Below are 24563 nucleotides of genomic sequence, written 5' to 3'. Positions count from 1 at the left end.
TCATCGATTCCTTGCAAATCCTCAACCTCAATCCAAACCTAGACAAACCTAGGCCTAGATGACACCGCGCGAGCGCCATTCGGCGCGCGTCTCGGCATCGATGCCGAGACCGCCGAGCACTTCATCGGTGTGCTGACCGAGCGTGGCGGCTTCACTGTCGATCGTGCCTGGGGTCTCGCTGAGCTTCGGCACGATGCCGGGCACCTGCACCGGTGTTCCATCGGGAAGTTTTGTGTCGACGATCATCTCGCGGGCCTTGTAGTGCGGATCGGCGGCGATATCGGCAACATCGTAGATGCGGCCGGCCGGAATCTTCGCTGCGTTGAGCGCGGCGAGCGCCTCGTCGAGCGAACGCTGCGCCGCCCATTCGCCGATTGCGACGTCGATACGCTCGACATCCTTCACGCGGCCGTCGTTTTGCGCGAGCGTGGGGTCATTGCCGAGATCGGGCCGCCCGATCAATTCCATCAGCCTGCGGAAGATGCTGTCGCCGTTGCCGGCGATCAGCGCGTATTTGCCGTCGCGGCAGCGGTAGGCGTTGCTGGGTGCGATGCCGGGGAGACTGCTGCCGGCGGGCTGCCGCACCGCACCGAGCACCGAGTATTCGGGCAGCAGGCTTTCCATCATGTTGAAGACGGATTCGTAAAGGGCGACGTCGACGACTTGGCCCTTGCCGCCATGCTGCTCGCGATGCCGAAGGGCGAGCAAGATGCCGATGACGCCGTGCAGGGCGGACAGCGAATCGCCGAGCGAAATCCCCACTCGCACAGGTGTGCGGCCGGGCTCGCCGGACAGATGCCGTAGGCCGCCCATCGCTTCGGCGATGACACCGAAGCCGGGGCGATCGCGATACGGCCCCGTCTGACCGTAGCCCGAAACGCGCAGCATGATGAGACCGGGATTGATTCGTTGCAGTTCGTCCCAGCCGAGTCCCCACGATTCGAGCGTGCCGGGCCGAAAGTTTTCGATCAGGACATCGCTTTCGGCGATGAGGCGGCGAGCCACATCCTGCCCTTCGATGGAGCGCAAATCGAGGGTGACGGACTTCTTGTTGCGGGACTGCGCCGCCCACCAGACGGAGGTGCCTTCATGGAGAAGCCGCCACTTGCGCAGCGGATCGCCTGTTCCGGGCGGCTCGATCTTGACGACCTGAGCGCCGAATTCCCCCAACATTTTCCCGGCGAAGGGGCCAGCAATGAGCTGTCCCATCTCGAGTACCCGAATCCCATCCAGCGGCCGCTTCATCGTCATGTCTCCGTCCATCGACTTCATGACGGCAATGTTGCGGGAGATTGAGCGGCTCGATAATCGATGAATGATCAAGCACCGTTTCCCGGCGGGAAAGGCGGGCGGGGCGAATGCTGCCGCCACACGCTGCCGCGGCGTGTGGCGGCAGCGTGTGGCGGATCGGAGCGATATGGAGGGGAGCGGTGTGTCGGTGCGCTTAACCGAAGAATTCGACTGCGCCGGTCTTGAGGTTGTACATGGCGCCGATGATCTTGATCGTGCCTTTGGTTTCGAGGTCGGCGAGCACGGGGCTGCGCTGGCGGATGTCGGCGATGGTCATTTCGACGTTCTTGTGCGCCACGAGATCCACGAAATCGTAGTTCGTTGCCGTGCGTTCGCCGTCGTATTTCGTTGCCTCCACCGCTGGCTTGATTTTGTCTAACAATGCGGTGAGATTGCCTAGCTCGGCATTGGCGATGGCGCCCTTGATCGCGCCGCATGCCGTGTGTCCCATGACGACGACGACTTTGGCACCCGATAGCTTGCACGCGAACTCCATGCTGCCCAGGATGTCGCCGTTGTCGATGTTTCCGGCAACGCGGCAATTGAAAACGTCGCCGATGCCCAGATCCATGATGACCTCGGCCGGGGCGCGGGAATCGATGCAACTGAGGAGCACTGCCGCGGGATACTGGCCGGAGGCGCTTGCGCGTTGTTCCCGCAAGTAATCACGGTTCTTTCTTTCGCCTCGCTGGAAACGCGCGTTGCCGTGTTTCATGACTTCGATGATCTGCTCCGGCGTCATGCTGTCGCGTTGTGCCTTGGTCAACGCATCGGCGCGTGCTTGCTGCGTAAGGAGAGGGCCTGTGGTGAGCCCTACCACCGTGGCGGCGCCGGCCAGCTTGAGAAAGTTGCGGCGACGCGCGCCTGCGCCTTGACCTCTGCCTCTGTATTGCCCCGGATACTCGACTGTGTCGCACATGGTCTTGTTCCTTTCGTTCGACGATTGGCATTCGGCATTCGCGAATGGGCGCGTAGGGAGGGGGCGCCGGCGCGCGCTGCCGATGGTGGGGATCGGTGCGGGGCTGTTGATGGGAACGGATCTATTGTTGGCCGCCGCGGCGATGATTCAATATAGGCCATCGCCTCGGGGCTGCAAGCGGAATGAAAGAGCCGTCCCTCGCGGGAAAAAAGATATCGTTGATGGAGCGTCGCCTACGCTCAAAGAACTCGCTTCGCGCCGGGCACGCAAAGTACGATCCCTGAAGCAAGGTCGTTCGTGGTTACCGTCACGATGGCTCGGGCGTCAACCGTTTGTGCAACGTTTCCCGGTTCGCCTTCAGTATTTCCTCTCCCAGTTCGGGCGCGGCGCTGCCGACCGCTCGCGAGAGAATCAGCGCTCCGACCATTTCGCTATAAAACGCGATTGCCTCCCGGCGCGCCTCCTTCTCGTCGACGTCGTTCCCGCGTTGTTCCACCACAAGTTCGGCCAAGGTATCGAACAGCGTTTGCAAGCCACCGGCAAAGCTTGTTTGAGCCTCATGACCTAGCCGCCGCACGTCCGCGGAAAACCCCGCGACCGCACACCCGCGCTCGATGTTGCCGCAATGCGCGTCGGACAAGTAAAAGTCGACGTGCCGTTTCAACCGGTCCCCGCCACGTTTGATCGGCGCCTCGACTTCGTCCTTGAGATCCTCGTAGGACTTCTCCATCGCGCTCGCGACGACCGCGGCGGCCAGGGCTTCTTTCGATTGGAAGTGGTTGTAGAACCCGCCCTGGGTAAAGCCGGCCGCCTTCATCAGCGCGCTCAGGCCGACGCCATCGATACCGTGCTCGCGGAACAGCTTCTCCGAAGCCTCGAGGATGGCCTTCCGGTTCTCCACCGCCTGCTGTTTCGACACACCCATCGTCCGATGCTCCCACTGTCATTGATTCTGATTATAGCGTCTTTCCAAAAAGACGATGTCGATCACCATTGACATTTGCCGATCGATCACCCAAACTCAATGTCAATCATCATCGTGTTTGCGGTGGCCCCCTCAAACATCATAGGAAATCAGGAGGACATCATGACGACAGCCGGCGCGGCCGCGAACAAGGCCCTCGTGCTCGAAGCATTCGACACACTCTTCAATAGGCGCGACTACACCGCGGCCGAGCGTTTCTGGTCGCCTAGCTACATCCAACACAGCGCGCACATCGAGCCGGGGCGCGACGGCTTGTTCAACCTGATCAAAGCGCTGCCCCCAGGCTTGCGTTACGAGCCGGGCGTGATCGTCGCCGACGGCGACTACGTGATCGTTCACGGCCGCTTTTCCGGTCACGGGCGTCCCGTCGCCTGGATCGCGGCGGACATCCTTCGCATCGAGAACGGTGCGCTCGCCGAACATTGGGATGTATTGCAAGACGAGGCTACCAAGGCCGATTCGACAAGCGGCTTGCCCATGTTCGGAAACAGCTTCCCCCACTAACGACATTCACCATTTCCAACGGAGCTAATCATGAAACTCACCGGCAACACGATCTTCATCACGGGCGGCGGTTCGGGTATTGGACGCGCGCTTGCGGAAGCGCTTCATAAGCGCGGCAATCAGGTGATCATCTCGGGGCGCCGCGTCGAGCGCCTGCAAGCAACGATCGATGCGAATCCGGGCATGCGCGCGGTTTCGCTCGACATCACCAATCCTGCCGATATTCAGGCTGTCGCGGCCAAACTGATTGCCGAGTATCCGAATCTGAATGTCTTGATCAACAACGCCGGCATCATGCTGCCCGACGGTGCACAAGGCCAGGTCGACGACGAGTTGGCTCGTTCGACCGTCGATACGAATCTGCTTGGGCCGATCCGTATGACGTCGGCGCTGATCGAGCATCTGAAGAAGCAAGACAGTGCAGTCGTGGCGAATGTGACGTCCGTGCTCGCCTTTGTGCCGCTGGCGATTACCGCGGTGTACAGCGCCACGAAGGCCGCATTGCATTCATATACGCTTTCGCAGCGCTATCTGCTTCGCGACAGCAAAGTCTCGTTCATTGAAATCGCGCCGCCGTGGGTGCGCACCGAGTTGATGAACAGCAGCGAAGAGGAAAGGGCGATGCCGCTCGACGAGTTCATTGCCGGTGCCGTCGAACAGCTTGGCACTGGCGCTAAGGAGATTCTGGTTGGCGGTCAGGCTGTGAACATGCGTGCGAACCCGGGCCCCAACGAACACGCATGGGTCAACCAGTTCAATGACATGTTCAACGGCGGTTGAGCCGTCGGCGTGATCGCTCCGTGGAAGCACGAAGGCCCTATGGCGCGATTGGGCTACCGGGCCGTGTCCTATCTTCGAAGAGAACTTGACTCTCCGATTCAACGCAGCGGGTGAAGCACCATCGGTGCGCTAGTGAGACGTCGGGGCCTCGTATGGACGGTGGAGGTATTCACCGAGGAAATCGATAAACGCCCGCACCTTGGCCGACAGATTGAGCCGCTCAGGGTAGATCGCATAAATATCGGCGGGCGGCAGCGACCAATCCGGAAGCAATCTAGCCAGTGCTCCCGAATCGATATAGGCCTGGACGTCCCATTCGGACCGGACAAGAACGCCGTGTCCATCGATTGCCCAACGCAACGTAGCTTCACCGTCGTTGCTGCTCATGACGCCATGCACCTTGACCAGTTCGTGGCGTTTTCCTTTCGTGAAGTGCCACGTCCCGTACGCTGTATCGTTCTCGCGCAGAACGATGCAATCGTGTTCACGCAGGTCTCCGGGTGATTTCGGCGCCGCATGATTCTTCAAGTAATTCGGCGACGCGCACACGAGGCGCCGGTTCGACGCGAGTTTTCTCCCCACCACGCGTTGATCCGGCAGCTCCCCGAACCGGATCCCGACGTCGTACGCGAATTCGGCAAGATTCATGGGGCGGTCGGTGAGTTCCAGCTGAATTTCCACGTCTGGATAGCGCGTTCGAAACTCGGACAGCGCGGGAACGATATGGCGCCGCCCGAAGCCGAACGTCGCGTTGACCTTCAATAGCCCGCGGGGCCGGTCGCGACTGCTCGAAACTGTCCGCTCGAGTTCCAGCACCTGCTCCAGCAGCTTCGATCCCGTCGCGAGATACACCTCGCCTTCGTTCGTCATCGCCAATCGCCGCGTGGTCCGGTTCAGCAGCTTCACGCCGAGGCGCCGCTCGATCTGATTGAGCCGCGCGCTAACGGCGGGCGGCGTGACTCCAAGATCGCGCGCCAATGCCGACAGGCTGCCGTGCGTGACGAGCCGCGCGAAAAACTCCAGGTCTGCGATCGGGTCCATCTTAAAGTTTAATTTAACAATGGGTTAAGCCAATGCCTATTTTAAGCTGTAACCCTCCAAATTACACTTGCTAAAACCTCTGGAAGAGGGCGTTTTGGAAGATTGGAGGAACGATGGGACAGACGCTTTACCGGAAGATCGTGGAGAGCCACACGGTTTTCCGGGTCGACGAGCAGCATGTCGCGCTCTATGCCGACCTGCACATCATGAACGAGTACACGAGCCCCCAGGCGTTCGCCGGGCTTGCCGAAAAGAATCTGCCGGTCCGCTGCCCGGAAAAACAGATGGGCATCGTCGATCACGTGATTCCGACGCATCCCGTCTCGATCGATCAGCGCACGATCGTCATCGATGCGGCCGCCAATCAGGCCGCGAACTTCACGCGCAACTGCCGCAAGCACGGCATCCACCTGTTCGACGTGAAGGACCGCGAGCAGGGCATCGAGCACGTGGTCGCCCCGGAGATCGGCCTGATTCGACCGGGCATGGTCGTCCTGTGCGGCGACAGCCACACGACGACTTACGGTGCGCTGGGCGCGTTGGGCTTCGGGATCGGCACGTCGGAAGTCGAGCACGTGCTCGCAACGCAAACGCTGATCTATCGCGTCGCTCGCGATATGTGTATCCAGGTCGAGGGCGCGCTTCAGATCGGCACGACGTCGAAGGATCTCGTCCTTTACATCATCTCTAAGATCGGTGCTCAGGGCGCGCGGGGCTTCGTCGTCGAGTACCGTGGGTCCGCAATCGGCGCGCTGAGTGCCGAAGCGCGCATGACCCTGTGCAACATGACGGTGGAAGCCGGTGCTCGCGGCGCGCTCATCGCGCCCGACGATACGACGATCGACTACATATCCGAGCGGATCAGGGATCTGCCCGACGATCGGATCGCCGATGCCGTCGAACAGTGGAAGCGGATGAAATCCGACGCGGACGCCGTGTTCGACGTGACGCATCGCTTCGACGCAAACGAGGTCGCGCCGTTCGTGACGTGGGGCACGAGCCCCGACCAGGCAATCGCGATTACCGATCGTATCCCGGCGCTTTCCAGCGAACCGCTGGAACGCCGCAATGAACTGAAGGCGCTCGACTATATGGGCCTCGATGCCGGGCAAGCGCTCGACGGTCTTGTTGTCGATCACGTCTTTATCGGCTCATGTACGAACGCTCGAATCGAAGATCTGCGCGCGGTTGCGGACATCGTGCGCGGGCGAAGCGTGGCGCCGTCGGTTCGCGCGATGGTGGTACCGGGGTCGGGCATGGTTCGCGAACAGGCGGACCGCGAAGGCATCGCCCAGATCTTGATCGACGCCGGCTTCGAGTGGCGCCAACCCGGTTGCTCGATGTGTCTGGCGATGAACGACGACATGCTTCAGCCGGGCCAACGCTGCGCTTCGACGACCAACCGCAACTTCGAGGGCCGGCAGGGCCGCGGGGCTCGCACCCATCTAATGAGTCCGGCCATGGCCGCAGCCGCCGCGCTGGCAGGACGAATCGTCGATGTACGCAAGGAGTTCGACCATGTCTGAGCACGCGTTCGTTTCGGGTATCGCCGCGCCGCTACCGCTGGAAAATCTCGATACCGATCAAATCATGCCGAAGCAGTTCCTGTTCGGTATCGACAAGTCAGGCCTTGCGCGCGGCGTTCTGTACGACCTCCGTTACGACGCGTCCGGTACCCCGCGGCGGGATTTCGTATTGAACCGCCCTGAATATCGAGGGGCGCGCATCCTTGTCGCCGGAGCCAATTTCGGCTGCGGCTCCAGCCGGGAACATGCGGTGTGGGGCTTGCAGCAAGCGGGCTTCGAAGCCGTGATCGCACCGAGCTTCGGCGAGATCTTTTATTTCAATGCGCTCAACAACCGGCTGCTGCTCGTGATGCTCGATCGCGACGTCATCGCGCAACTGAGCGAACGGATCGGCGATCCGGAGCAGAGCAGCCTGACGATCGACGTGCGGCGCCAGGTCGTCAAGACCGCGGACGGCAGTGAGTTCCCATTCGATCTGCCCGCGCGGCAGAAGCGCATGTTCGTCGAGGGACTCGACATGATCGGGATGACGCTCGCCGATGCTGACGCGATCGGTGCGTTCGAAGGCCGTCATTACGCCGATCATCCCTGGATGAAGATCGATCTTCCTGAGCAGCAAAAGGCAGGCTGATGGGGGCGTCAAGAGTTCGCCCTTAGCCTCGAGGCCAAACGAAAGCAATCGGAATCCGTTTGGTCCGGCCGCAACGCACAACGCGACGCAAAACATCAAAACACGGAGACATGAAGTGGAGACTTCCCCATTGCAGACGAGCATCAGCCCGCTGACGCGCCTATTCTCGCTAACGAATCTCAAGATCGGCGGAATGCCGCTTCCGATGTTTCTGGCGATCGCGGTCATCACGATCGCGGCCGCCATGGCAAAGAAGCTGCCCAACGACATGATCGGCGGCTTCGCTGTCTTGATGCTGTCGGGCCTTCTGCTAGGCGAGATCGGCCGGCGAGTTCCCGTGTTCAAGCACATCGGCGGCCCGGCCATTCTGTGTCTGTTCGTACCGTCGGCTTTGCTCGGCTACAAACTGATGGACGACGCGACGCTCAAAGCGATTACGACCACGATGAAGACGGCGAATCTTCAGTACCTCTATATCGCTTGCCTCGTCGCGGGAAGCATTCTCGGCATGAACCGGAAGATCCTGATCCAAGGCTTCCTCAAGATGTTCATTCCGCTCTTCGTCGGCACGATTACCGCGATTGCGGCCGGTGTGGCCGTCGGCTTGCTGTTCGGGTATGACCCAAAGCACACGTTCTTCTATATCGTCATGCCGATCCTGGGCGGCGGCATCGGCGAAGGCATTCTGCCGCTGTCGATCGGCTATTCCGACATCCTCGGCACGACGCAGGGCCATCTGATCGCCATGATGGTGCCGGCGGCGCTAATCGGCAATGTCGTCGCCATTCTCGCGAGCGGCATGTTGAAGCGCTTCGGCGAGAAGCATCGCCGCTACAGCGGCGACGGCCTGCTCGTGAAAACCGGTGAGGATCTCGAACTGCTCAAGGCGCAAAAGGCGGAGGACGCGCTGGATCTGCAACTGATGGGATTCGGTTTGCTGCTGGCTTGCACGCTGTTCATCTTGGGCGGGTTGCTGGCGCCGCTGACGGGCATCCCCGGCCCCGTGTTGATGATTCTTGCCGCGGCAGTCTTGAAGGTTTGCCGTGCCATTCCCGAATCGATGGAGGTCGGTGCCTATCAGATGTACAAATTCATGTCGACGAACCTGACGTTCGGCATCCTCGTAGGACTGGGAACGTTGTTCGTATCGTGGGACAAGCTCGTCAACGCGTTTTCGCCGGGGTATTTCGTGATCTGTGCGTCAATCGTGCTTTCGATGGTGGCCTCGGGTTTCTTCGTTGGGGCCTGGCTGAAGATGTACCCGGTCGAATCCGCCATCATCACGGCGTGCCATAGCGGTTTAGGCGGCACGGGCGATGTCGCGATCCTCTCGTCGTCGAACAGGATGGGTTTGATGCCGTTCGCGCAGATTTCGACACGTATCGGCGGCGCGGCGATGGTCGTGTTCGCCACGATCGCGATGAAGTGGCTGCATGGGTAGGCCGTAGGCCGTTGGGCTGCCGCATCCTCGCAAGAGCGAGGTCACGTAGAATTGCCGAATAATCGGTCGATTCTACGTGAGAGAGGGGCGGGATGGCGCATCAAGATCGAAGCTTGCTGGACAACCCGGCGTGGTTTTCCTTGACCACGAGGCACGCCCATTTAGCCCAGGGAGCCGGTTTGGCTCGTCGCTACGACCCCGCCGTGGCACCGTTCGCGGGCGTGGAAAGCCCTGTGCGAGAGGCGTTTCAAGCGCTTGGACAACTCATCGGTCCCAATGAATCCGTCGCGGTTTTGGCGTTGGCGGATATCCCTTCGGTCGAAGGTATTCGCGCGGAGCAGATATTTACGCTATTGCAGATGGTTTGCCCGGAGCCCGGGGGCGCGATCGACGATCGCGACGTGGTCCGACTGAGCAGCGACAACGCAAGCGAAATGCTGGACCTCGCCCAGAGAGCGAAGCCGGGACCTTTTTCCATCCGTACCGTCGAAACGGGAAATTACATTGGCATCCGGGACGGCGGATCGCTTATCGCCATGGCGGGCGAACGGATGAGCCTGGCCGGGCATGTTGAAATCAGCGCGGTGTGCGTCGACGACAACTATCGCGGCCGAGGTATTGCCGCTCGCCTGATGAACGTTCTTCGAAAGGAAATCCAAAGCCGCGGCGATATGCCGATTCTTCATGTCCTAGGCGACAATATGCCGGCCATCGGGCTTTATCGGCGGCTTGGATTTGAAGATCGGCAATCGTTTCGGCTGTTTAGAATCATGCGCGACGACGCCGACGCTCAACCCGAGTCCCTGCATTCTTGATGTGCTGATCACTGCCGTTTCAAGTTGAGCGCGCGATCGCTCTCCGCAGTGCCGGCTTCAAAGCATTTCGTTGCGGATCCAATCGGTTACCGACGTGCGCTTCGGCTGCCAGCCAAGTTCTTGCCGCGCCTTTTCCGCACGGACGCGGCTGTTCGAACCGAGTCCGTACGATGCCATCTCGTAGCCCCATCGTCCGATCGCATCCTCGAGGGGCCAATCTTGCGGTAAGCCGAGCCCCAACGCTTCGCCGATAGCTGCCGATATCTGGTGAAACGCCGCTTCGCCGCTCGCAACGAAATAGAAGCTGCCCGCGGGCGCCTTGTCGAGCGCGAGCAGGTAGAGCGTGACCACATCGTCGATGTGAACGTTGGACCAGATGTTGCCGCCGGTACCGACGTGCCGCACGACTCCGCTATCTCGGGCTTGCGAGACGAGCCGCGGCAACTGTACGCTAGCGCTGCCGGGCACAGCGCCGTGTCCATAGATCAGCGTGTTGCAGAGCACGATCGAGCGTACGCCGCGGTTGGCCGCCGCCTGAACGAGCCGGTCGATGGCGACGCGCGCAGCCTTGTCGGCGGTCGGTTCGGGTAGCGTGTCTTCCGTGTAGATCGTGTTGCCTGCCTGGCCGCCCGATGCGTCGCCCACGATGCTCGACCCGCTTGTATGAAGCAGCGCCTTGCCGGACCCCGCGAGTCCGTCGATCAGCGCTTCCACCGCCCGGCGATGGTCACTGCTCGCCGCATTGACGACGGCATCCGCGGCGTGTGCTTCGGCGATCAAGAGTTCAGCGTCGTCGAGCGAGCCGACTACCGGTTCGACACCAAGGGCTCGTAGTGCTGCGCATTGCTCGGCGCGGCGCACCAAGCCGCGCACGCGGTGGCCTGCCTTGACGAAACCTGCGGCGAGCGAGCCGCCGATGAAACCGCCGGCGCCGGTGATGAAGACGTTCATGTGAGTTGCTCCTTCGAATGCTGGGTTGGCTCACAGTATCGGTGTGCGCGCAGTCCGCAAAAACCGTGTTAGGCTCAAATCATTCTTGATTTGAAGTCAAGAAAGAACCTCACCGTATGCCTGCCCCATGCGCCGATTTGCTCGACCCGCGCAGCGTTTCCGCCGCTTACGTCATCATGAAAACCTCCACTGAAGAACTGCTCGCATTCGTGACCGTGATCGACAGCGGTTCGATCACCGCCGCCGCGGAAAAGCTGGAGCAGACGGTTTCCGGCGTGAGCCGCGCGCTCACACGGCTCGAAACCAAACTCGACGTCGCGCTGGTACAGCGGACGACCCGCCGTCTGCAACTGACGGAAGAGGGCGAATTGTTTCTCGTCCGTGCTCGCGCGATCCTCGCCGCGATGGAGGATGCGGAGGAGTCCGTCGCACGGCGTCGCAAGCGGCTATCGGGACGGTTGAGGGTCGATGCTGCTTCGCCGTTCATGCTTCACTGCATCGTGCCGCTGATGAAGGCATTCAACACCCGCTATCCGGAGATTCGTCTCGAGTTGACGAGCAATGAACGCGTGATCGATTTGCTCGAACAGAAGGTCGACATTGCGATCAGGATTGGTGTGTTGCAGGATTCGTCGCTGCATGCGCGCACGCTCGGCCGCAGCAAGCTAAGGATCGTTGCGAGTCCTGCTTATTTGAAGGAGAAGGGCGTGCCGCGCGGAGTCGATGAGTTGCGCGATCACAGGCTGATTGGATTTACGGCACCTGATCTGTTGAACCGCTGGCCCGTGCGGATATCGAGTACCGGCGCAGCTGGATCGGGCAGTACCGACGACGGGGGACTGAAGATCAAGCCGTCGGTTGCTGCATCGAGCGGCGAGACGATTCGCCAGCTAGCACTAGCTCACTCTGGCATCGCGTGTCTTGCCGATTTCATGACGGCCAGGGACGTGCGCGAAGGGCGGTTGATAACGATCCTCGACGATTTGCTGCTCGACGAGCGGCAGCCGGTCAACGCCGTTTATTACAGCAGCGCTGCGCTCGCAAGCAGAGTGCGCTGCTTCCTCGACTTTATCGGGCCGCGCATCGAGTTGTGAATTGCTTAGCGTTGGCCTGAGTTTAAACCGGGAACCATGAGGTTCTCGTCATGTGGCTTCTTGTCGTGGCGGACTCATTCTCTTGCCCTTCTTCTTGATCTCGCGCGACAGATCCCCCAATGTGACCTTGCCGAACTTCTCGAGCAATGCCTGCTCGGCTTCCCGCACCGTCGCCGAAAGATGCGCGTTCACCGCCTGCTCGACGAGACACTGCGGGTCGTCTTCGGTGACGAGGTCGGAAAATAACGCGGGCTCCCCCGCGCTGCGATAGACATCGAGCAACGTAATGTCGTCGAGTGCGGCGCTGAGCACCCAGCCGCCGCCATGGCCTTTCTCCGACTGGACATATCCGCTCTCGCGCAAGCCGGACAGCAATCGGCGCACGACAACGGGGTTCGTGCGCAGCATCTCGGCCATCGCGTCGGACGTCAACGGCCTCTCGGCATGTTCCATATGCAGCAGCGCGTGCAGCAAGCGCGACAAACGGCTGTCCGTTCTCATCTAGACCAATCTCTCGAAACACCTGAAGTTGCATGAATGATAACATCGGCCTATCATGTAACTCGTGATGTTTCATGAGTGTGCCAGGTCGCTCGACGTGTGCCGCTCGCTCAATCGGAAAAAGCCCACATGCAAGAGCACTACGATGTCATCGTCGTCGGCGGCAGCTTCGCCGGTCTTTCGGCCGCCATGCAACTTGCGCGGGCCCGGCGCCGCGTTTGTTTGATCGACGCAGGCAGGCCCCGCAACCGCTTTGCGTCGCATGCGCATGGCTTTTTCGGTCAGGATGGCGTGCCGCCGTCCGAAGTTGTCGCCCATGCCACGGCGCAACTGCTCCAATACCCCACGGTGTCGCTGATCAAAGGCGAGGCGCGAAAAGCCTATGGCGAGGCGGGCGGTTTTGATGTCGATCTCGCGGATGGTTTCAGTGTCCACGCCAGCCGGCTGATTCTTGCCACGGGCGTCCGGGACGTGTTGCCGGCCGTGCCCGGGATCGAGGCACGATGGGGCGTCAGCGTGCTGCATTGTCCCTACTGTCACGGCTATGAGGTGGGGGATAGGCAGCTTGGCGTGCTTGCCACGCATCCGCTTTCGATTCACCAGGCCTTGTTGATTCCCGATTGGGGCCCGACAACGTGGTTCACACAGGGAATCGTCGAGCCGACCGCGGAGGAGGCCGCTCACTTGCACGCGCGCGGGGTGATCGTCGAGCGCACGCCTGTGGCGGAGATAGTGGGAGCGGCGCCAGGCATCGACGCACTTCGTCTGATCGATGGGAGAGAAATTTCGATCGATGCACTATTCGTAGGCGCGCGTACGGCGTTGACCAGCGATCTTGCGGTCCAACTCGGTTGTGCCATCGATGAAGGCCCGCTCGGTCCGGTGATTCGGGTGGGCGATTGGAAAGAGACGAGCGTGGCAGGTGTCTTCGCTGCAGGCGATGCTTCGTCCGCGATGACGAACGCGACTTTTGCGTCGGCCGCAGGTGTGGCGGCGGGTGTCGCCGCGCATCGATCGCTTATTTTCCCGGCGTAGAGGTCACGAAAGGCGGCGATGCGCCAGCGAGTATCACTGCGCCCATTCCCGCCTGAGAAGGCCGTAAACGTGGGTATCCGATACTTCACCGTTCACGACGCAATCTTCCCGCAGCGTGCCTTCGTGGACGAACCCAAGCTTTTCCAGAACGCGGCTCGATGCCGTATTGCGCGTGTCGGCCTCAGCCTGGACCCGATTCAGGTCGAGTGTGTCGAAGGCCCACTGCAATACCGCGCGTGCGGCTTCGGTGGCAAAGCCGTCGCCCCATGCCGGCTCGGCCAGAATTGAGCGATCAAATCTCGACCTCCATCTGTTCCTGGGCGTAGCGCGACGGCGGCGATCCGACAAACCGTGTGAATGCCACGCTGAACGCACTCGCGGAACTATAGCCGACGCGCTCTGCCACTTCCGCAACGCTGCCTTCTTTGCGCAGCAACATGTTCTTGGCCAGTGCCATGCGCCATGCAAGCAGGTACTCCATGGGCGCAATGCCCAACGCACGGCTGAACCGCTCGAAGAACGCCGACCGCGAAAGCGCGGCTTCCTTGGCGAGTTGCGCAACGGTCCACGTTTGTGACGGGTTCTCGTGCATGCATCGTATGGCGGCTGCGAGCCGCTCGTCGCCGAGCCCCTGCAAGAGTCCCGGCGAGGCTGTCGTCCCCTTCGTCGAGCGCAGGGCTTCTATGAGAAGCACCTCCAAGAGCCGCGCGAGCACGACATCGCGTGCCGGGCGAGCCGCACGCGATTCCTCCGCTACGAGCTGGACGAGCGTAGCGAGTCGCGGTTCGCCCCGGATGTGCACGAACTGCGGGAGCAGCGACACCAGCAAGGCGGCATCGGGCGAGCCGAAGATGCAATAACCGACGGCGTAGCGGACATCGATGGCGCCGCTTTGCGCCCCGAGCCTGTACTCACCGTTTGGCAGCCGGATCGGCGCGCCATCGGTGTCGCCGGATGCGGATGGCTCGACACTCGACATCGTGAAAGTGTGCACGGTAGGGATCAATACGAAGTCGCCCGCTTGCAGGACGATCGGCGCGTAACCGTCGACCGCGAGACGGCATGTTCCTTCGAGGATCGCGCAATAGAACGGCTCCCCGACCTCGCAGCGGCGCACGCGCCAACGGCCCGCGCCGTTGACGAGCTTCGTGAAGCAGGCGCTCGGCTGGAGCAGTGCGACAACTTCGGAGAGCGGGTCGACCATGCCTGGACTCTTGCGAATGAAACGTGGACTCCCGATTGTAGCGAATCCGGTTGCCGCGGGCTATCGTACCCACACCGCAAACACGATCCCTAGGAGTTCTTCCTGCATGAAAACCATCTTGATCACCGGTTGCTCGTCCGGATTCGGCCTTGAAATCGCGCGCTACTTTCTCGACCGCGATTGGAAAGTCGTTGCCACGATGCGTACGCCGCGCGAGGACGTGCTGCCGCGGTCCAAGCATCTGAGCGTGCTTGCGCTCGACGTCACGGACCCTGAAAGCATCCGCCGGGCAGTGGAAGCGGCAGGGCCGATCGATGTCCTCGTCAACAACGCGGGGATCGGCGTGCTGAATGCGCTCGAAGGCACGTCAATGGATATCGCTCGCGAAGTCTTCGAAACGAATACGTTGGGAACGATAGCGATGACGCAGGCCGTGCTGCCTCAGTTCAGGCAACGAAAGGCGGGAGTCGTCGTCAACGTCACATCGACCGTGACGGTGAGATCGCTCCCGTTGCTCTCCGTCTATACGGCGAGCAAGGCCGCCGTCAATGCATTTACCGAGTCGCTCGCGCTCGAACTCGAGCCGTTCAACGTGCGTGCGAGTCTTGTGCTGCCAGGGCGTGCACCGGACACTCGCTTCGGCGAAAACGCCCAGCCGCGGATGCAAGACGGATTCCCTGAGCCGTACGCCGATCTGGCGCACCGTATTTTCGCCGAATGGGAGAAGTCGACCGAAATCACGCGTTCGGTCGATGTCGCGGAGGCTGTATGGCGTGCTGTGAACGACCCGTCGGCCCCTGGTCGCATCCATGCGGGGGCGGATGCGGTAGCGTTGCTGCGCACTTAATAAAGCGCGTGCGTCACTTCCTGCCTTTCTTCGGAATCAGCATCTGCGCCAATTCCTGCAGAAACTTCGCGGGCCCTTCCGCGTGAAGCGCGCGCCCGCTGCTGAGTGCACCGTCGATGATCGTTCCGAGCCGTAGCGCGAACGTCTCCGGCTCATCGAGTTCCATGGCACTCGCCAATTCGGCGAGCCGGCGCCGCATTTCGCGCTTATGCGCGACGGCGACCTTGCGCGCGGGGTGTTTGTCGTCGGAGTACTCCGCGGCGATGTTGATCTGCGGGCAGCCGCGATACCCGGGGCGGGCAATCCGTTCGCCGAGCCATTGAAGCTGCGCGTCCAATTCCTCGCGCGGCGCGTCCTTGTGCTCCGCGGCCACGTCATCCCAGTGTTGCCAGAAGTCTTCGTCTTCGCGGTGGAGAAAGGCTTCGATCAGGTCGTCCTTCGTTGCGAAGTGACGATAAAGGCTGGTCTTGGCCACGCCCGACTGCGCCACGATAAGGTCCACGCCGACCGCCCGCGTTCCTTCCCGATAGAAGAGTTCGCTAGCCGTTCGCAGGATGCGCTCGCGCGTATCAAGTACCGGGCTCTGCGCCTTTTCTCCCTTCTTCATTGCTATACCTCAGTCCGTTTCCGTGCCACAACAGTCGCATCGATGATAGCACTACGACAGCACGAGCACGGGCGTCAATACCGATCTGTATCTACTTCGCTACAGATCGGTTTCCATGACGCTACCGATCTGTATTGACTGCGCTACAGATCTGTACTATAAATTCGTCATTCCAACACGGAGGTCGAAAATGAACGAACGGATGACGGTGGCGGTGTACGGAGCGGCGGGCCACACGGGGCGCTTTGTCGTGGATGAACTGACGCGGCGCGGTATCGGCGCTGTGCGCGTCGGGCGGGACGCCGCGCGCTTGCAGGAGAGCGGCTCCGACGATGCCACGCCGTGGCGGGTCGCTTCGATCGACGACCCCGAGCAGCTCGATGCGGCGCTCCGAGGCGCCGATGCCGTGATCAACTGTGCCGGCCCGTTTCTCGACACGGCGCTCCCGATCGTCGATGCCGCGCTGCGTGCAGGCATTCCTTACCTTGACGTCACCGCCGAACAGCCGGCGCTGCAGGCGATCATCGATCAGCGCGATGCGGCTGCACGTGCTGCCGGTGTGACGCTGATCCCGGCGGCCGCGTTTTACGGAGGCCTTGCCGATTTGCTGGTCACTGCCGGCGCAGACGCCCGTACGCCGATCGAACGCGTCGACATCGCCGTCGCGCTCGACAGTTGGCAGCCCACGCGAGGGACGCGCGTGACCGGCGAACGCAACCGCGCGACGAGGATGATTCAGCGGGGCGGGAAGCTCGTCCCACTGCCGCAGCCGGTCCAGGAAGGCGCGTGGTCGTTCGCCGAACCGGTCGGAGACCAAGAAGTGGTGATGCTTCCGTTTACGGAAGTGCTGACGGTGTCGCGCCATCTTCCCGTCGATACGGTCGAGTCGTGGTTCGTCAATTCTGCGCTGCGCGAACTTCGCGATCCGAATACGCCGCCGCCGAAGGCGAGCGATGATCTCGGGCGGTCCGCCCAGCAGTTCACGATGGACGTCGTCGTCGCACAGAACGGCGCGGCACGGCGCGTGACGGCGACGGGACGAGACATCTACGCGGTCAGCGCGCCGATCATCGTCGAGGCGGTGGAGCGGTTGCTGCGCGGCAAGACTTCGTCGAAGGGCGGCGTAGCAAGCTTGGGCGAGATTTTCGATGCGGCTGACTTCCTGGCCGCGCTCGATACGGTGGACGTCAGGTATGAGACGGTATCGGGCCCGGCGCTTCGCGGCAAGGACGTTCAAGCCAGCTGAGGAAGGGGAGGGGCGATCGTTTCCGATCGAATCTGGGCGCGGCCAAGCGCGTCACCGTCCGTCTTGCTCCTACCGGCGTATTCGGCGGTAGGAGCGGATATACAATATGGGCTTCCCGATTGCGACGGTGATTTCATGCATGCTTCCCTAGACGCTTCGATCGAAGCCCTCGATGCCGACAAGGCAAAACTCGACGCGGACCGCCCGTTGCCGCTTCATACCCTCGAGTCGCTGCGCGACACGCTGATGCTGGAGTGGACGTACAACGCGAATGCGCTCGAGGGCAACACGCTGACCTTGGGCGAAACCAAGATCGCGCTCGAGGGCATGGCGGTCGGCGGCAAGACGCTTCGCGAGCACTTCGAAGCATTGAATCACCGCGACGCGATTCGCTATGCCGAAGAGATCGTCGGCCATAACGAGGCGCTCTCCGAGTCACAAATTCGTCACATTCACGCCCGCGTGCTCAAGAATGTCGACGATAGCGAAGCCGGCCAGTATCGCCGCGTCAACGTGAAGATCGACGGCGCGAGCGCGGCACTTCCCGATTTCTCGCAACTGCCGGCGGAGATGGCGGCGCTTATCGACTGGCATGCTCATGCGGCAGCGATGCACCCGTTGGTGCGCGCGGCGCAGTTGCATGCCCGGTTTTGGAAAATTTGCCCGTTCGTTGCCGGGAACGGCAGGATCGGCCGGCTGCTCCTCAACCTGGAGCTGATGAAAGCCGGCTATCCTCCCGCGGTCATTCGCAACGACGAGCGCGCGGCTTACCGTGAAGCGTTGGACAAGGCGTGCGTGGCGGGCGATTACGATGCTCTTACACGTTTTGTCGTCGAGGCCGTCCGGCGTACGCTCGGAACGTACCTGAACATGCTCGGGGAACACGACTAGCGGCGAATGGCGGCGAATGGCGGCGACTCATGGATCAGTATTTCAGCTTCGCGCCGCGCGTCTCGGGCAGCGTGAGGGCCGCTAAGATTACGACGCCGTAAGCGCAGGCGGCAAACGCACCGATCGCAGCGCCGAGGGCCATTTTCTGTGCCACCAAGCCGATGAGGAACGGGAAAGCGGCGCCCACCGCGCGGCCGAAGTTATAGCAAAAGCCTTGGCCGGATCCGCGGATGCGGGTGGGGAACAGCTCGGACATGAAGGCGCCCATGCCGGAAAAGATGCCCGATGCGAAGAAGCCGAGCGGGAAGCCGAGAATCAGCAACAGCGTGTTGTCGAGCGTGACGTGCGTATAGGCAAGGGCGATGACCATCGATGCCAGCGCGTACGTGATGAAGGCCAGCTTGCGGCCGACGCGGTCGGACAGCCACGCGCCGCATAGATAACCCGCGTACGATCCCACGATGATCACGGCGAGGTAGCCGCTCGTCCCCACGACGCTCAGATGCTGCTGCGTCTTCAGGTAGGTGGGCAGCCAGGTCGTGATGGCGTAGTAGCCGCCTTGGGCACCGGTTGCGAGTAGTGCCGTGCGCAACGTGGTGAGCCACATGTCGGCACCGAAGATTTCCATGAACGAGTGCGTTGTATGGGTCTCGCGCTCACGCTGCTTGGCCAGACGGTGCAGCTCGGGTTCTTCCACCAGGCGGCGGATGAAGATGACGAACGGGGCGGGCAGGATGCCCAGCGCGAACAGCGCGCGCCACGCGAGCTCCGTCGGCAGCAGCGAAAACACGAGTGCGTAGAGGCCGGCCGACACGGCCCAGCCGATCGCCCAGCCCGCTTGCACCATGCCCACGGCCTTGCCGCGGTCGCGCGCGCGGATGACTTCGCCCATCAACACGGCGCCTGCCGTCCACTCGCCACCGAAGCCGAGCCCCATCAAGCCGCGCGCCACGAGCAACTGCGTGAAGTTCTGAGCGAACGCGCAGGCGAGGGTGAACACCGCGAACCAGACGATCGTGATCTGCAGCGTGCGCACGCGGCCGACGCGGTCGGACAAGATGCCCGCGACCCATCCCCCCAGCGCCGACGTCAGCAAGGTCACGGTGCCGATCAGTCCCGCTTCGCCCTTCGTCAAGCCCCAGGTCGCGATCAGCGCCGGGATGACGAAGCTCAAAAACTGCGTGTCCATCGCGTCGAGCGCGTAGCCGGCCTTGCAGCTCCAGAACGCCCGGCGCTCGTTGGCGCGCAGGTGGCCGTACCAGGCAAACATGGCGTTCGCATCGGCGGCGCCGCTGCCTTCGTCGGCGCGCTCAATGTCGGGATAATTTGCTTCGGTATTCACTTCGGTCTCCTCACTATCTATCTCGAGCTTTCGGATACGAATTCCCGTCAAGTCCCTGTCAAAGGACGGCGAGCGATGCGTTGGGGATGTCGGTCACGAGCATGTGCCCGGGCCGATGGGCGATGGCGAACGGCAGGCGCGCCGCTTCGAGCGCGCTTTGCGGCGTCACGCCGCAGGCCCAGAACACGGGCACTTCGTCTTCGCGAATCGTGACGGCGTCGCCGTAGTCGGGACGCGACAGATCTTCGATGCCGATCGCGCGCGGGCTGCCCAGATGGACAGGCGCCCCGTGTACGGACGGGAACCGGCTCGTGACCTGGACGGCACGGATCGCATGCGCGCCGCTCATCGGCCGCATCGACACCACGAGCTGTCCGCCGAATGGGCCGGCCGGCGCATTGGCGATATTGGTGCGGAACATCGGCACGTTGACGCCTTCGTCGACGTGCCGCAGGGGAATCTTTTCATGCGCCAGCATTTGCTCGAACGAGAACGAGCAGCCGATCGCGAACGCGACCAGATCGTCGTTCCAGAGCGAAAGAATGTCGGCCGGCTGTTCGCTCAATACGCCGTCGCGATAGACGTTGTAGCCGGGAACGTCGGTGCGCAGATCGAGATCGTGGCCCAGCGAGGGCACATTCCACTGGCCGCGTTCGCCGACGCCGAGCAACGGGCAAGCCTTCGGGTTTCTGATGCAGAACCGTAGGAAATCCTCCGCGTAGGCGCTCGGAATGACGACGAGATTGGCTTGCGCGTACTCGCCGCATTGGCCGGCGGTGGGACCTTTGAAGTCCTTGCGGCGTACGAGCTGGCGAAATCGATGCGGCATGACGGCATTCCTCGATGAAGGTGGCTTGGAGAGCAGATTAGGTTTGAACCGGATGACGCGCCAGCAAGTTATTCCGCGCGCCGGTGTCAGGTTTTGCTTAACACTTTCATGCGGGTTTTCCCGAGCGTGAAAAAGTGGATCGGGGGCGGCTTGAACGCGGAGAAGATTATTGGATAAGGATTTCAGAGATCGGTGCGGCGATCGATGCGAGGTGCCATGGATTGGCTTAACCCGTACGAAACGATCGAATTTGTGCATCGAAAAGGGCGGCGCCGGCTTTTTGAATTGCTTAACATCTGCGCATGGATGCCGATATGCAGACGGGGCGCGCATCAGGCGCGGTCGGCATCCTGAAGAAGCGAATAACCTATTTGTCGGAAGAAAACACCATGTCCCGCTTAACGTTGCGCCAAAAGCTTTGGATTCCACTACTCCTGACTTGGGTCGGGCTGCTTACGCTCACAGTCTGGCATGCACTGCAGATGCGCGACATGCAGTTGAAGGAGCGAAAGCACGGCCTCGCCGACGTCACGGAGATGGCCTATTCGATCGCGGCGGGGCTGGATCGCGACGCGCAGGCGGGCAAGCTCGGCGCGGATGCGGCGAAGCAGCAAGCGCTCGCTCGTATCGCCGACCTCCGATATAGCGGCAACGGCTATGTCACGGTCGTCGGCGCCGATTCGGTGGTCGTCATGCACCCGATGGCGCCGAAGCTCGACGGCAAGGACATGTCGCAATGGAAGGATGCCAAGGGCAATCTGCTCTATAGGGATATCGCGGCGGCCGGTGCATCGCCGAGCGGGATGGGGTATGTCGAATATTGGTGGCCCAAACCCGGCGAGACCGACCCGAGTTCGAAACTCGGATTCGTTAAGCGCTACAAACCTTGGAATTGGGACTTCATCGCGGGCGTCTATCAAGACGACATCCAAACGGCCTTTTATCACACGCTCGAAACATCGCTGGCGGTGCTCATCGCGCTAGGCGCGGCGATTTCGATTCTGACTTCGCTTGCGGTCAAGAGCGTGAGGCACTCGGTCGGCGGCGAGCCCGCGAAGGCCGCCGAGCTGGCGCGTCAGATCGCGTCGGGCGACTTGACCGGCCGTATCGACGTTGCCGACGGCGACGACGACAGTATCGTGTCGGCCATCGCCTATACGCGCGATACGCTTGCCGGCACCGTCGCACGCGTGAAGACGGCGGCCGAGACGATCCGCATCGCGGCCGCCGAGATCGCCACCGGCAACGGCGATTTGTCGAGCCGTACGGAGCAGCAGGCGGCATCGCTCGAGGAAACCGCGGCGGCGATGGACGAGTTGACGTCGACGGTCAAGCAAAACGCCGAGAACGCGTCGCATGCCACGCAAGTGGCGGCGAGCGCATCGTCCGAAGCCGAGCGCGGCGGCGGCGTGGTGGGCGACGTCGTGAGCAAGGTCAGGGCGATCGCCGAGAGTTCGAAGAAGGTGGCCGACATCACCTCGGTCATCGACAGCATCGCATTCCAAACCAACATCCTCGCGCTGAACGCGGCGGTCGAAGCCGCGCGCGCCGGGGAGAACGGCCGCGGCTTCGCTGTCGTCGCGAGCGAGGTGCGCAGCCTGGCTCAACGCAGCGCGGCGGCGGCCAAGGAGATCCGCGTGCTCGTCGACACCTCGCTTTCGCAGGTCGAGAGCGGAGCGGCTCTGGCGGAAAGCGCGGGCGAAGCGATGGGCGGCATCGTCGCGGCGGTCAAGCGCGTCACGTCGATCGTCGGGGAAATCGCGGCGGCATCGACGCAGCAAAGCATCGGCATCGACGAAGTCAACCGCGCGATCTCGCAGATGGACGGCGCGACGCAGCAGAACGCCGCGCTCGTCGAACAGGCCGCGGCGGCGGCCGTGTCCCTCAACGAGCAGGCTCAGCAACTGGGCGAGGCCATGCAGGTATTTCGCGTGGCGACGGATGCGGCTCACTCCGCCGGGCGATGAATACACGATTCGTCGAAACGTTCGTCACGCTGGCGGAACTCGAGAGCTTCCGTGCGACGGCGCGCGTCTTGCACGCCACGCCGGCGACGATTTCGCTGCGGATCAAGTCGCTCGAAGACGAGTTGCGCGCGGAGCTCATTGATCGCTCGACGACCCAGTTTCGCCTCACGCCCGCCGGGGAAAGCCTGCTCGGGCTGGCGCGCAACGTCGTGGACGCCGCGCGTGCGCTGCGCGAGGCGGCAGGGCAGGAAGTTGTCGTGGGCGGCAAGCTGCGTTTGGGGGTGATCGAGACGGTCGTCCATTCGTGGCTCTCGCACTACGTCACCCACCTCAATGCGAAATTTCCGCAGCTCGACGTCGATTTGACGGTGGATTCGAGCGCGGTGCTGCAGCAGCGGCTGCTGGCGGGCGAACTCGATTTGGCCATTCGCGTCGAGGGCATCGACAGCACGAAGATCGCTTCGAGTGCGATAGCCAGCTATCCCGTGCGCTGGATCGCGAAGCGTGGCCTGCTGTCGCGGCGCACGGCGGGCCTTGCCTCGCGTGTGCTGCACCGGCCCATCTTGACGTTCGGCCGCGGCACGGCGCCGCAAGTCGCGTTGCAAAGCATCGTGCTCACGCTCGCCCGGCAAGAGAACGTGCGCCCAGAGCAAACGCGCGTGACCTGCTCGCCGTCGGTGGCCGCGATCGTGCAGCTCGTGCGCGACGGCTACGGCGTGGCCTGCATTCCGAGCCTGTTCGTCACCGACGAGTTGCAGACAGGCGAATTCGTCGAGTTGCCGCTCAAGCCCGTGCCGCCGCCGATCGTCGTGTCGGTGTGCAAGCCCACCAACGCGACCGCGATGGTCAATGCGGCGGCCAGTGCCGCGCATCTCGCCTGCACCGCCTATTGCCGGACGAAGCGGCGCGACTTGGTCGAAGCGCTTTGAAGAAGGCATCGGTCATGCCGGCGCGCTGACGCCGGTCAATGCGCGAGCAGAAAGATGAATCCCGGCAAGCATGCAGCGCACTGACCCTCCGGCGGTTTCGATCGTCGGCACATCGAGTGGGACGAGCCGCGCCGACTGCTCGATCAGCGCGCGTTGGCTGAGTGTGAGGCTATCGAAGGCCCGCCGGGACAGCGCCAATATGCGCCCGCCTCGGGCGTTCAATTCAAGCGCATTGGCGGCAAAGCCCGCGATTTGCCGATGATCGAGCGTGATGACGGTGCGGCCCGTCTCCATCAGCCGCCGTCGCACTTCATCGCGCTGACGCGCGTCGCTTATCGAATCGAGCCCCACGAGTGCGAACTCGGTTGCGACGCTCATCATCACGTTGGTGTGATAAATGGGGTGCCCGTCGGGGTCGGCCGTGTCGAAGCACATCGGCTCGAAGTGAAACCGAGCGCAAAAGCGTTCCAGCGCGATCGGGTTTGCGCGATGCGAGCGAGCGGCGAAGGCGATACGGCCGATGTGATCGAGCACCATCGCACCGGTCCCTTCCAGAAACACGCCGTCGTTTTCGAGCCCCGAGTAGTCGACGATTTCCCGAACTCGGTACTTCGCTTTGAGCGTCTCGATGATGTCGGCGCGGCGTTCGCGTCTGCGATTGGGGCTGTACATCGGAAACAACGCTACGTGGCCGCCCGCATGTGTGGAAAACCAGTTGTTCGGAAAGACGGAGTCGGGCGTTTCCAGCTCGCCGTGATCGTCGAACAGATGCACGCACACGCCCGCCTCAGAGAGGGCATGCGCGGCCGCCGTTACTTCATCGCGAGCCTTGTCGGCCAGCGATCTTATCGCTGCTGCGTCGCCCGTCGCGCGATTGCATTGAAACGCGTTGTCCGCCGCCGTTTCCGGATTCGGCATGAAACGGTGCGGACGGACCATCGCCACGGCGATGGGGGCTTGAATCGATTGGGTATTCATAAGGGAGTGGCGACGGGAACGTTGAGAAAGCGAGTCATGGGGTGTCGTCTCCTGAATGCCGCAGCGTCGTTCGCCGCAGAGTGGAGTCATTATTTCCGCGGGCGGAGCCAACAAAAAGCTGGCAAAGGTGACAAATTGATAGCCAGAATTGACAATATGCTCAATTCGGATGGAAATTTGTTCAGTCGGCGGCTTGGGTGCGCTGACGGG

General features: G+C 62.1%; 23 protein-coding genes and 2 pseudogenes. 13 read left to right on the top strand and 12 right to left on the bottom strand.

Annotated features, from left to right (window positions below; genetic code table 11):
- Positions 1 to 54 precede the first annotated feature (54 nt).
- From DWV00_RS17700 to DWV00_RS17690, 3 genes are all read right to left on the bottom strand, one after another.
- Positions 55 to 1245, bottom strand: a complete 1191-nt coding sequence (locus tag DWV00_RS17700) for a CaiB/BaiF CoA transferase family protein (RefSeq protein WP_115534994.1) — start codon at positions 1243 to 1245, stop codon at positions 55 to 57.
- Positions 1246 to 1444: 199 nt separating this feature from the next.
- Positions 1445 to 2209: a carbonic anhydrase family protein gene (locus DWV00_RS17695; RefSeq protein ID WP_115534892.1), complete on the bottom strand. Its 765-nt coding sequence runs from the start codon at positions 2207 to 2209 to the stop codon at positions 1445 to 1447.
- Between the two features lie 307 nt (positions 2210 to 2516).
- Positions 2517 to 3134 carry a TetR/AcrR family transcriptional regulator gene (locus DWV00_RS17690; RefSeq protein ID WP_115534891.1) on the bottom strand — a complete coding sequence of 206 codons (618 nt, stop codon included), beginning with the start codon at positions 3132 to 3134 and terminating at the stop codon, positions 2517 to 2519.
- A 162-nt stretch (positions 3135 to 3296) separates the two neighbouring features.
- On the opposite strand from DWV00_RS17690, the gene DWV00_RS17685 reads away from it, so the two are divergent.
- Both DWV00_RS17685 and DWV00_RS17680 read left to right on the top strand, forming a co-directional pair.
- Positions 3297 to 3698: a nuclear transport factor 2 family protein gene (locus tag DWV00_RS17685; RefSeq protein WP_115534993.1), complete on the top strand. Its 402-nt coding sequence runs from the start codon at positions 3297 to 3299 to the stop codon at positions 3696 to 3698.
- A gap of 30 nt (positions 3699 to 3728) precedes the next feature.
- Positions 3729 to 4478: an SDR family oxidoreductase gene (locus DWV00_RS17680; RefSeq protein ID WP_115534890.1), complete on the top strand. Its 750-nt coding sequence runs from the start codon at positions 3729 to 3731 to the stop codon at positions 4476 to 4478.
- A 129-nt stretch (positions 4479 to 4607) separates the two neighbouring features.
- On the opposite strand, the gene DWV00_RS17675 is transcribed toward DWV00_RS17680, so the two are convergent.
- On the bottom strand, positions 4608 to 5519 hold the full coding sequence (locus DWV00_RS17675) for a LysR family transcriptional regulator (protein ID WP_115534889.1): 912 nt from the start codon (positions 5517 to 5519) through the stop codon (positions 4608 to 4610).
- 113 nt (positions 5520 to 5632) lie between these two features.
- Here DWV00_RS17675 and leuC point away from each other — a divergent pair, with 113 nt between their 5' ends.
- The 4 genes from leuC (at position 5633) to DWV00_RS17655 (ending at position 9932) form a co-directional block, all read left to right on the top strand.
- Positions 5633 to 7045: a 3-isopropylmalate dehydratase large subunit gene (gene leuC, locus DWV00_RS17670; protein ID WP_115534888.1), complete on the top strand. Its 1413-nt coding sequence runs from the start codon at positions 5633 to 5635 to the stop codon at positions 7043 to 7045.
- Entirely contained in the window at positions 7038 to 7676 is a 639-nt protein-coding gene (gene leuD / locus DWV00_RS17665; protein ID WP_115534887.1) for a 3-isopropylmalate dehydratase small subunit, read from the top strand. The genes leuC and leuD overlap by 8 nt, the downstream gene beginning before the upstream one ends.
- A 115-nt stretch (positions 7677 to 7791) precedes the next feature.
- Positions 7792 to 9117 (top strand): 2-hydroxycarboxylate transporter family protein, encoded by a 1326-nt coding sequence (locus DWV00_RS17660; RefSeq protein ID WP_115534886.1) that lies wholly within the window; start codon positions 7792 to 7794, stop codon positions 9115 to 9117.
- 92 nt (positions 9118 to 9209) lie between these two features.
- Positions 9210 to 9932, top strand: coding sequence for a GNAT family N-acetyltransferase (locus DWV00_RS17655; RefSeq protein WP_115534885.1), 723 nt, complete (start codon positions 9210 to 9212; stop codon positions 9930 to 9932).
- 57 nt (positions 9933 to 9989) lie between these two features.
- Here the strand turns inward: DWV00_RS17655 and DWV00_RS17650 are convergent, their stop codons facing one another.
- A complete protein-coding gene (locus tag DWV00_RS17650; RefSeq protein WP_115534884.1) occupies positions 9990 to 10883 on the bottom strand; it encodes an NAD-dependent epimerase/dehydratase family protein in 894 nt (297 codons plus the stop codon).
- A gap of 176 nt (positions 10884 to 11059) precedes the next feature.
- Between DWV00_RS17650 and DWV00_RS17645 the strand changes: the two genes are divergently transcribed.
- Positions 11060 to 11977 (top strand): LysR family transcriptional regulator, encoded by a 918-nt coding sequence (locus DWV00_RS17645; protein ID WP_115534992.1) that lies wholly within the window; start codon positions 11060 to 11062, stop codon positions 11975 to 11977.
- 48 nt (positions 11978 to 12025) lie between these two features.
- On the opposite strand, the gene DWV00_RS17640 is transcribed toward DWV00_RS17645, so the two are convergent.
- Positions 12026 to 12478 (bottom strand): Rrf2 family transcriptional regulator, encoded by a 453-nt coding sequence (locus DWV00_RS17640; protein ID WP_115534883.1) that lies wholly within the window; start codon positions 12476 to 12478, stop codon positions 12026 to 12028.
- A 129-nt stretch (positions 12479 to 12607) separates the two neighbouring features.
- Between DWV00_RS17640 and DWV00_RS17635 the strand changes: the two genes are divergently transcribed.
- Entirely contained in the window at positions 12608 to 13513 is a 906-nt protein-coding gene (locus tag DWV00_RS17635) for an NAD(P)/FAD-dependent oxidoreductase (RefSeq protein WP_115534882.1), read from the top strand.
- A 33-nt stretch (positions 13514 to 13546) separates the two neighbouring features.
- Here DWV00_RS17635 and DWV00_RS35095 read toward each other — a convergent pair.
- Both DWV00_RS35095 and DWV00_RS17625 read right to left on the bottom strand, forming a co-directional pair.
- Positions 13547 to 13951, bottom strand: a pseudogene (locus DWV00_RS35095) (GNAT family N-acetyltransferase); the annotation flags it as partial.
- Positions 13842 to 14717, bottom strand: a pseudogene (locus DWV00_RS17625) (AraC family transcriptional regulator); the annotation flags it as partial. The pseudogenes DWV00_RS17625 and DWV00_RS35095, both read right to left, overlap by 110 nt.
- A gap of 106 nt (positions 14718 to 14823) precedes the next feature.
- On the opposite strand from DWV00_RS17625, the gene DWV00_RS17620 reads away from it, so the two are divergent.
- Positions 14824 to 15564, top strand: coding sequence for an SDR family oxidoreductase (locus DWV00_RS17620; protein ID WP_115534880.1), 741 nt, complete (start codon positions 14824 to 14826; stop codon positions 15562 to 15564).
- Positions 15565 to 15577: 13 nt separating this feature from the next.
- On the opposite strand, the gene DWV00_RS17615 is transcribed toward DWV00_RS17620, so the two are convergent.
- Complete coding sequence (locus DWV00_RS17615; protein ID WP_115534879.1) at positions 15578 to 16171, bottom strand: TetR/AcrR family transcriptional regulator; 594 nt, start codon at positions 16169 to 16171, stop codon at positions 15578 to 15580.
- A 190-nt stretch (positions 16172 to 16361) separates the two neighbouring features.
- On the opposite strand from DWV00_RS17615, the gene DWV00_RS17610 reads away from it, so the two are divergent.
- Together DWV00_RS17610 and DWV00_RS17605 are read left to right on the top strand one after the other, a co-directional pair.
- On the top strand, positions 16362 to 17417 hold the full coding sequence (locus DWV00_RS17610; protein ID WP_115534878.1) for a saccharopine dehydrogenase family protein: 1056 nt from the start codon (positions 16362 to 16364) through the stop codon (positions 17415 to 17417).
- 135 nt (positions 17418 to 17552) lie between these two features.
- Positions 17553 to 18308 carry a Fic family protein gene (locus DWV00_RS17605; RefSeq protein WP_115534877.1) on the top strand — a complete coding sequence of 252 codons (756 nt, stop codon included), beginning with the start codon at positions 17553 to 17555 and terminating at the stop codon, positions 18306 to 18308.
- 34 nt (positions 18309 to 18342) lie between these two features.
- On the opposite strand, the gene DWV00_RS17600 is transcribed toward DWV00_RS17605, so the two are convergent.
- The gene (locus DWV00_RS17600; protein ID WP_115534991.1) at positions 18343 to 19578 is read right to left on the bottom strand and encodes an MFS transporter; all 1236 of its coding nucleotides are present in this window, start codon (positions 19576 to 19578) and stop codon (positions 18343 to 18345) included.
- Positions 19579 to 19708: 130 nt separating this feature from the next.
- A complete protein-coding gene (locus tag DWV00_RS17595; RefSeq protein WP_115534876.1) occupies positions 19709 to 20479 on the bottom strand; it encodes a putative hydro-lyase in 771 nt (256 codons plus the stop codon).
- Positions 20480 to 20868: 389 nt separating this feature from the next.
- Between DWV00_RS17595 and DWV00_RS17590 the strand changes: the two genes are divergently transcribed.
- Positions 20869 to 22446 carry a methyl-accepting chemotaxis protein gene (locus tag DWV00_RS17590; RefSeq protein WP_115534990.1) on the top strand — a complete coding sequence of 526 codons (1578 nt, stop codon included), beginning with the start codon at positions 20869 to 20871 and terminating at the stop codon, positions 22444 to 22446.
- The gene (locus tag DWV00_RS17585; RefSeq protein WP_115534875.1) at positions 22443 to 23375 is read left to right on the top strand and encodes a LysR family transcriptional regulator; all 933 of its coding nucleotides are present in this window, start codon (positions 22443 to 22445) and stop codon (positions 23373 to 23375) included. The genes DWV00_RS17590 and DWV00_RS17585 overlap by 4 nt, the downstream gene beginning before the upstream one ends.
- Before the next feature lie 12 nt (positions 23376 to 23387).
- Here DWV00_RS17585 and ctlX read toward each other — a convergent pair whose 3' ends face one another.
- Positions 23388 to 24353, bottom strand: a complete 966-nt coding sequence (gene ctlX / locus DWV00_RS17580; protein WP_115534874.1) for a citrulline utilization hydrolase CtlX — start codon at positions 24351 to 24353, stop codon at positions 23388 to 23390.
- Positions 24354 to 24563 lie beyond the last annotated feature (210 nt).

It is taken from the genome of Trinickia dinghuensis (genome assembly GCF_003367175.1).
GTDB classification, from domain to species: domain Bacteria; phylum Pseudomonadota; class Gammaproteobacteria; order Burkholderiales; family Burkholderiaceae; genus Trinickia; species Trinickia dinghuensis.
This window is presented reverse-complemented; position numbering and strand designations above follow the sequence as displayed.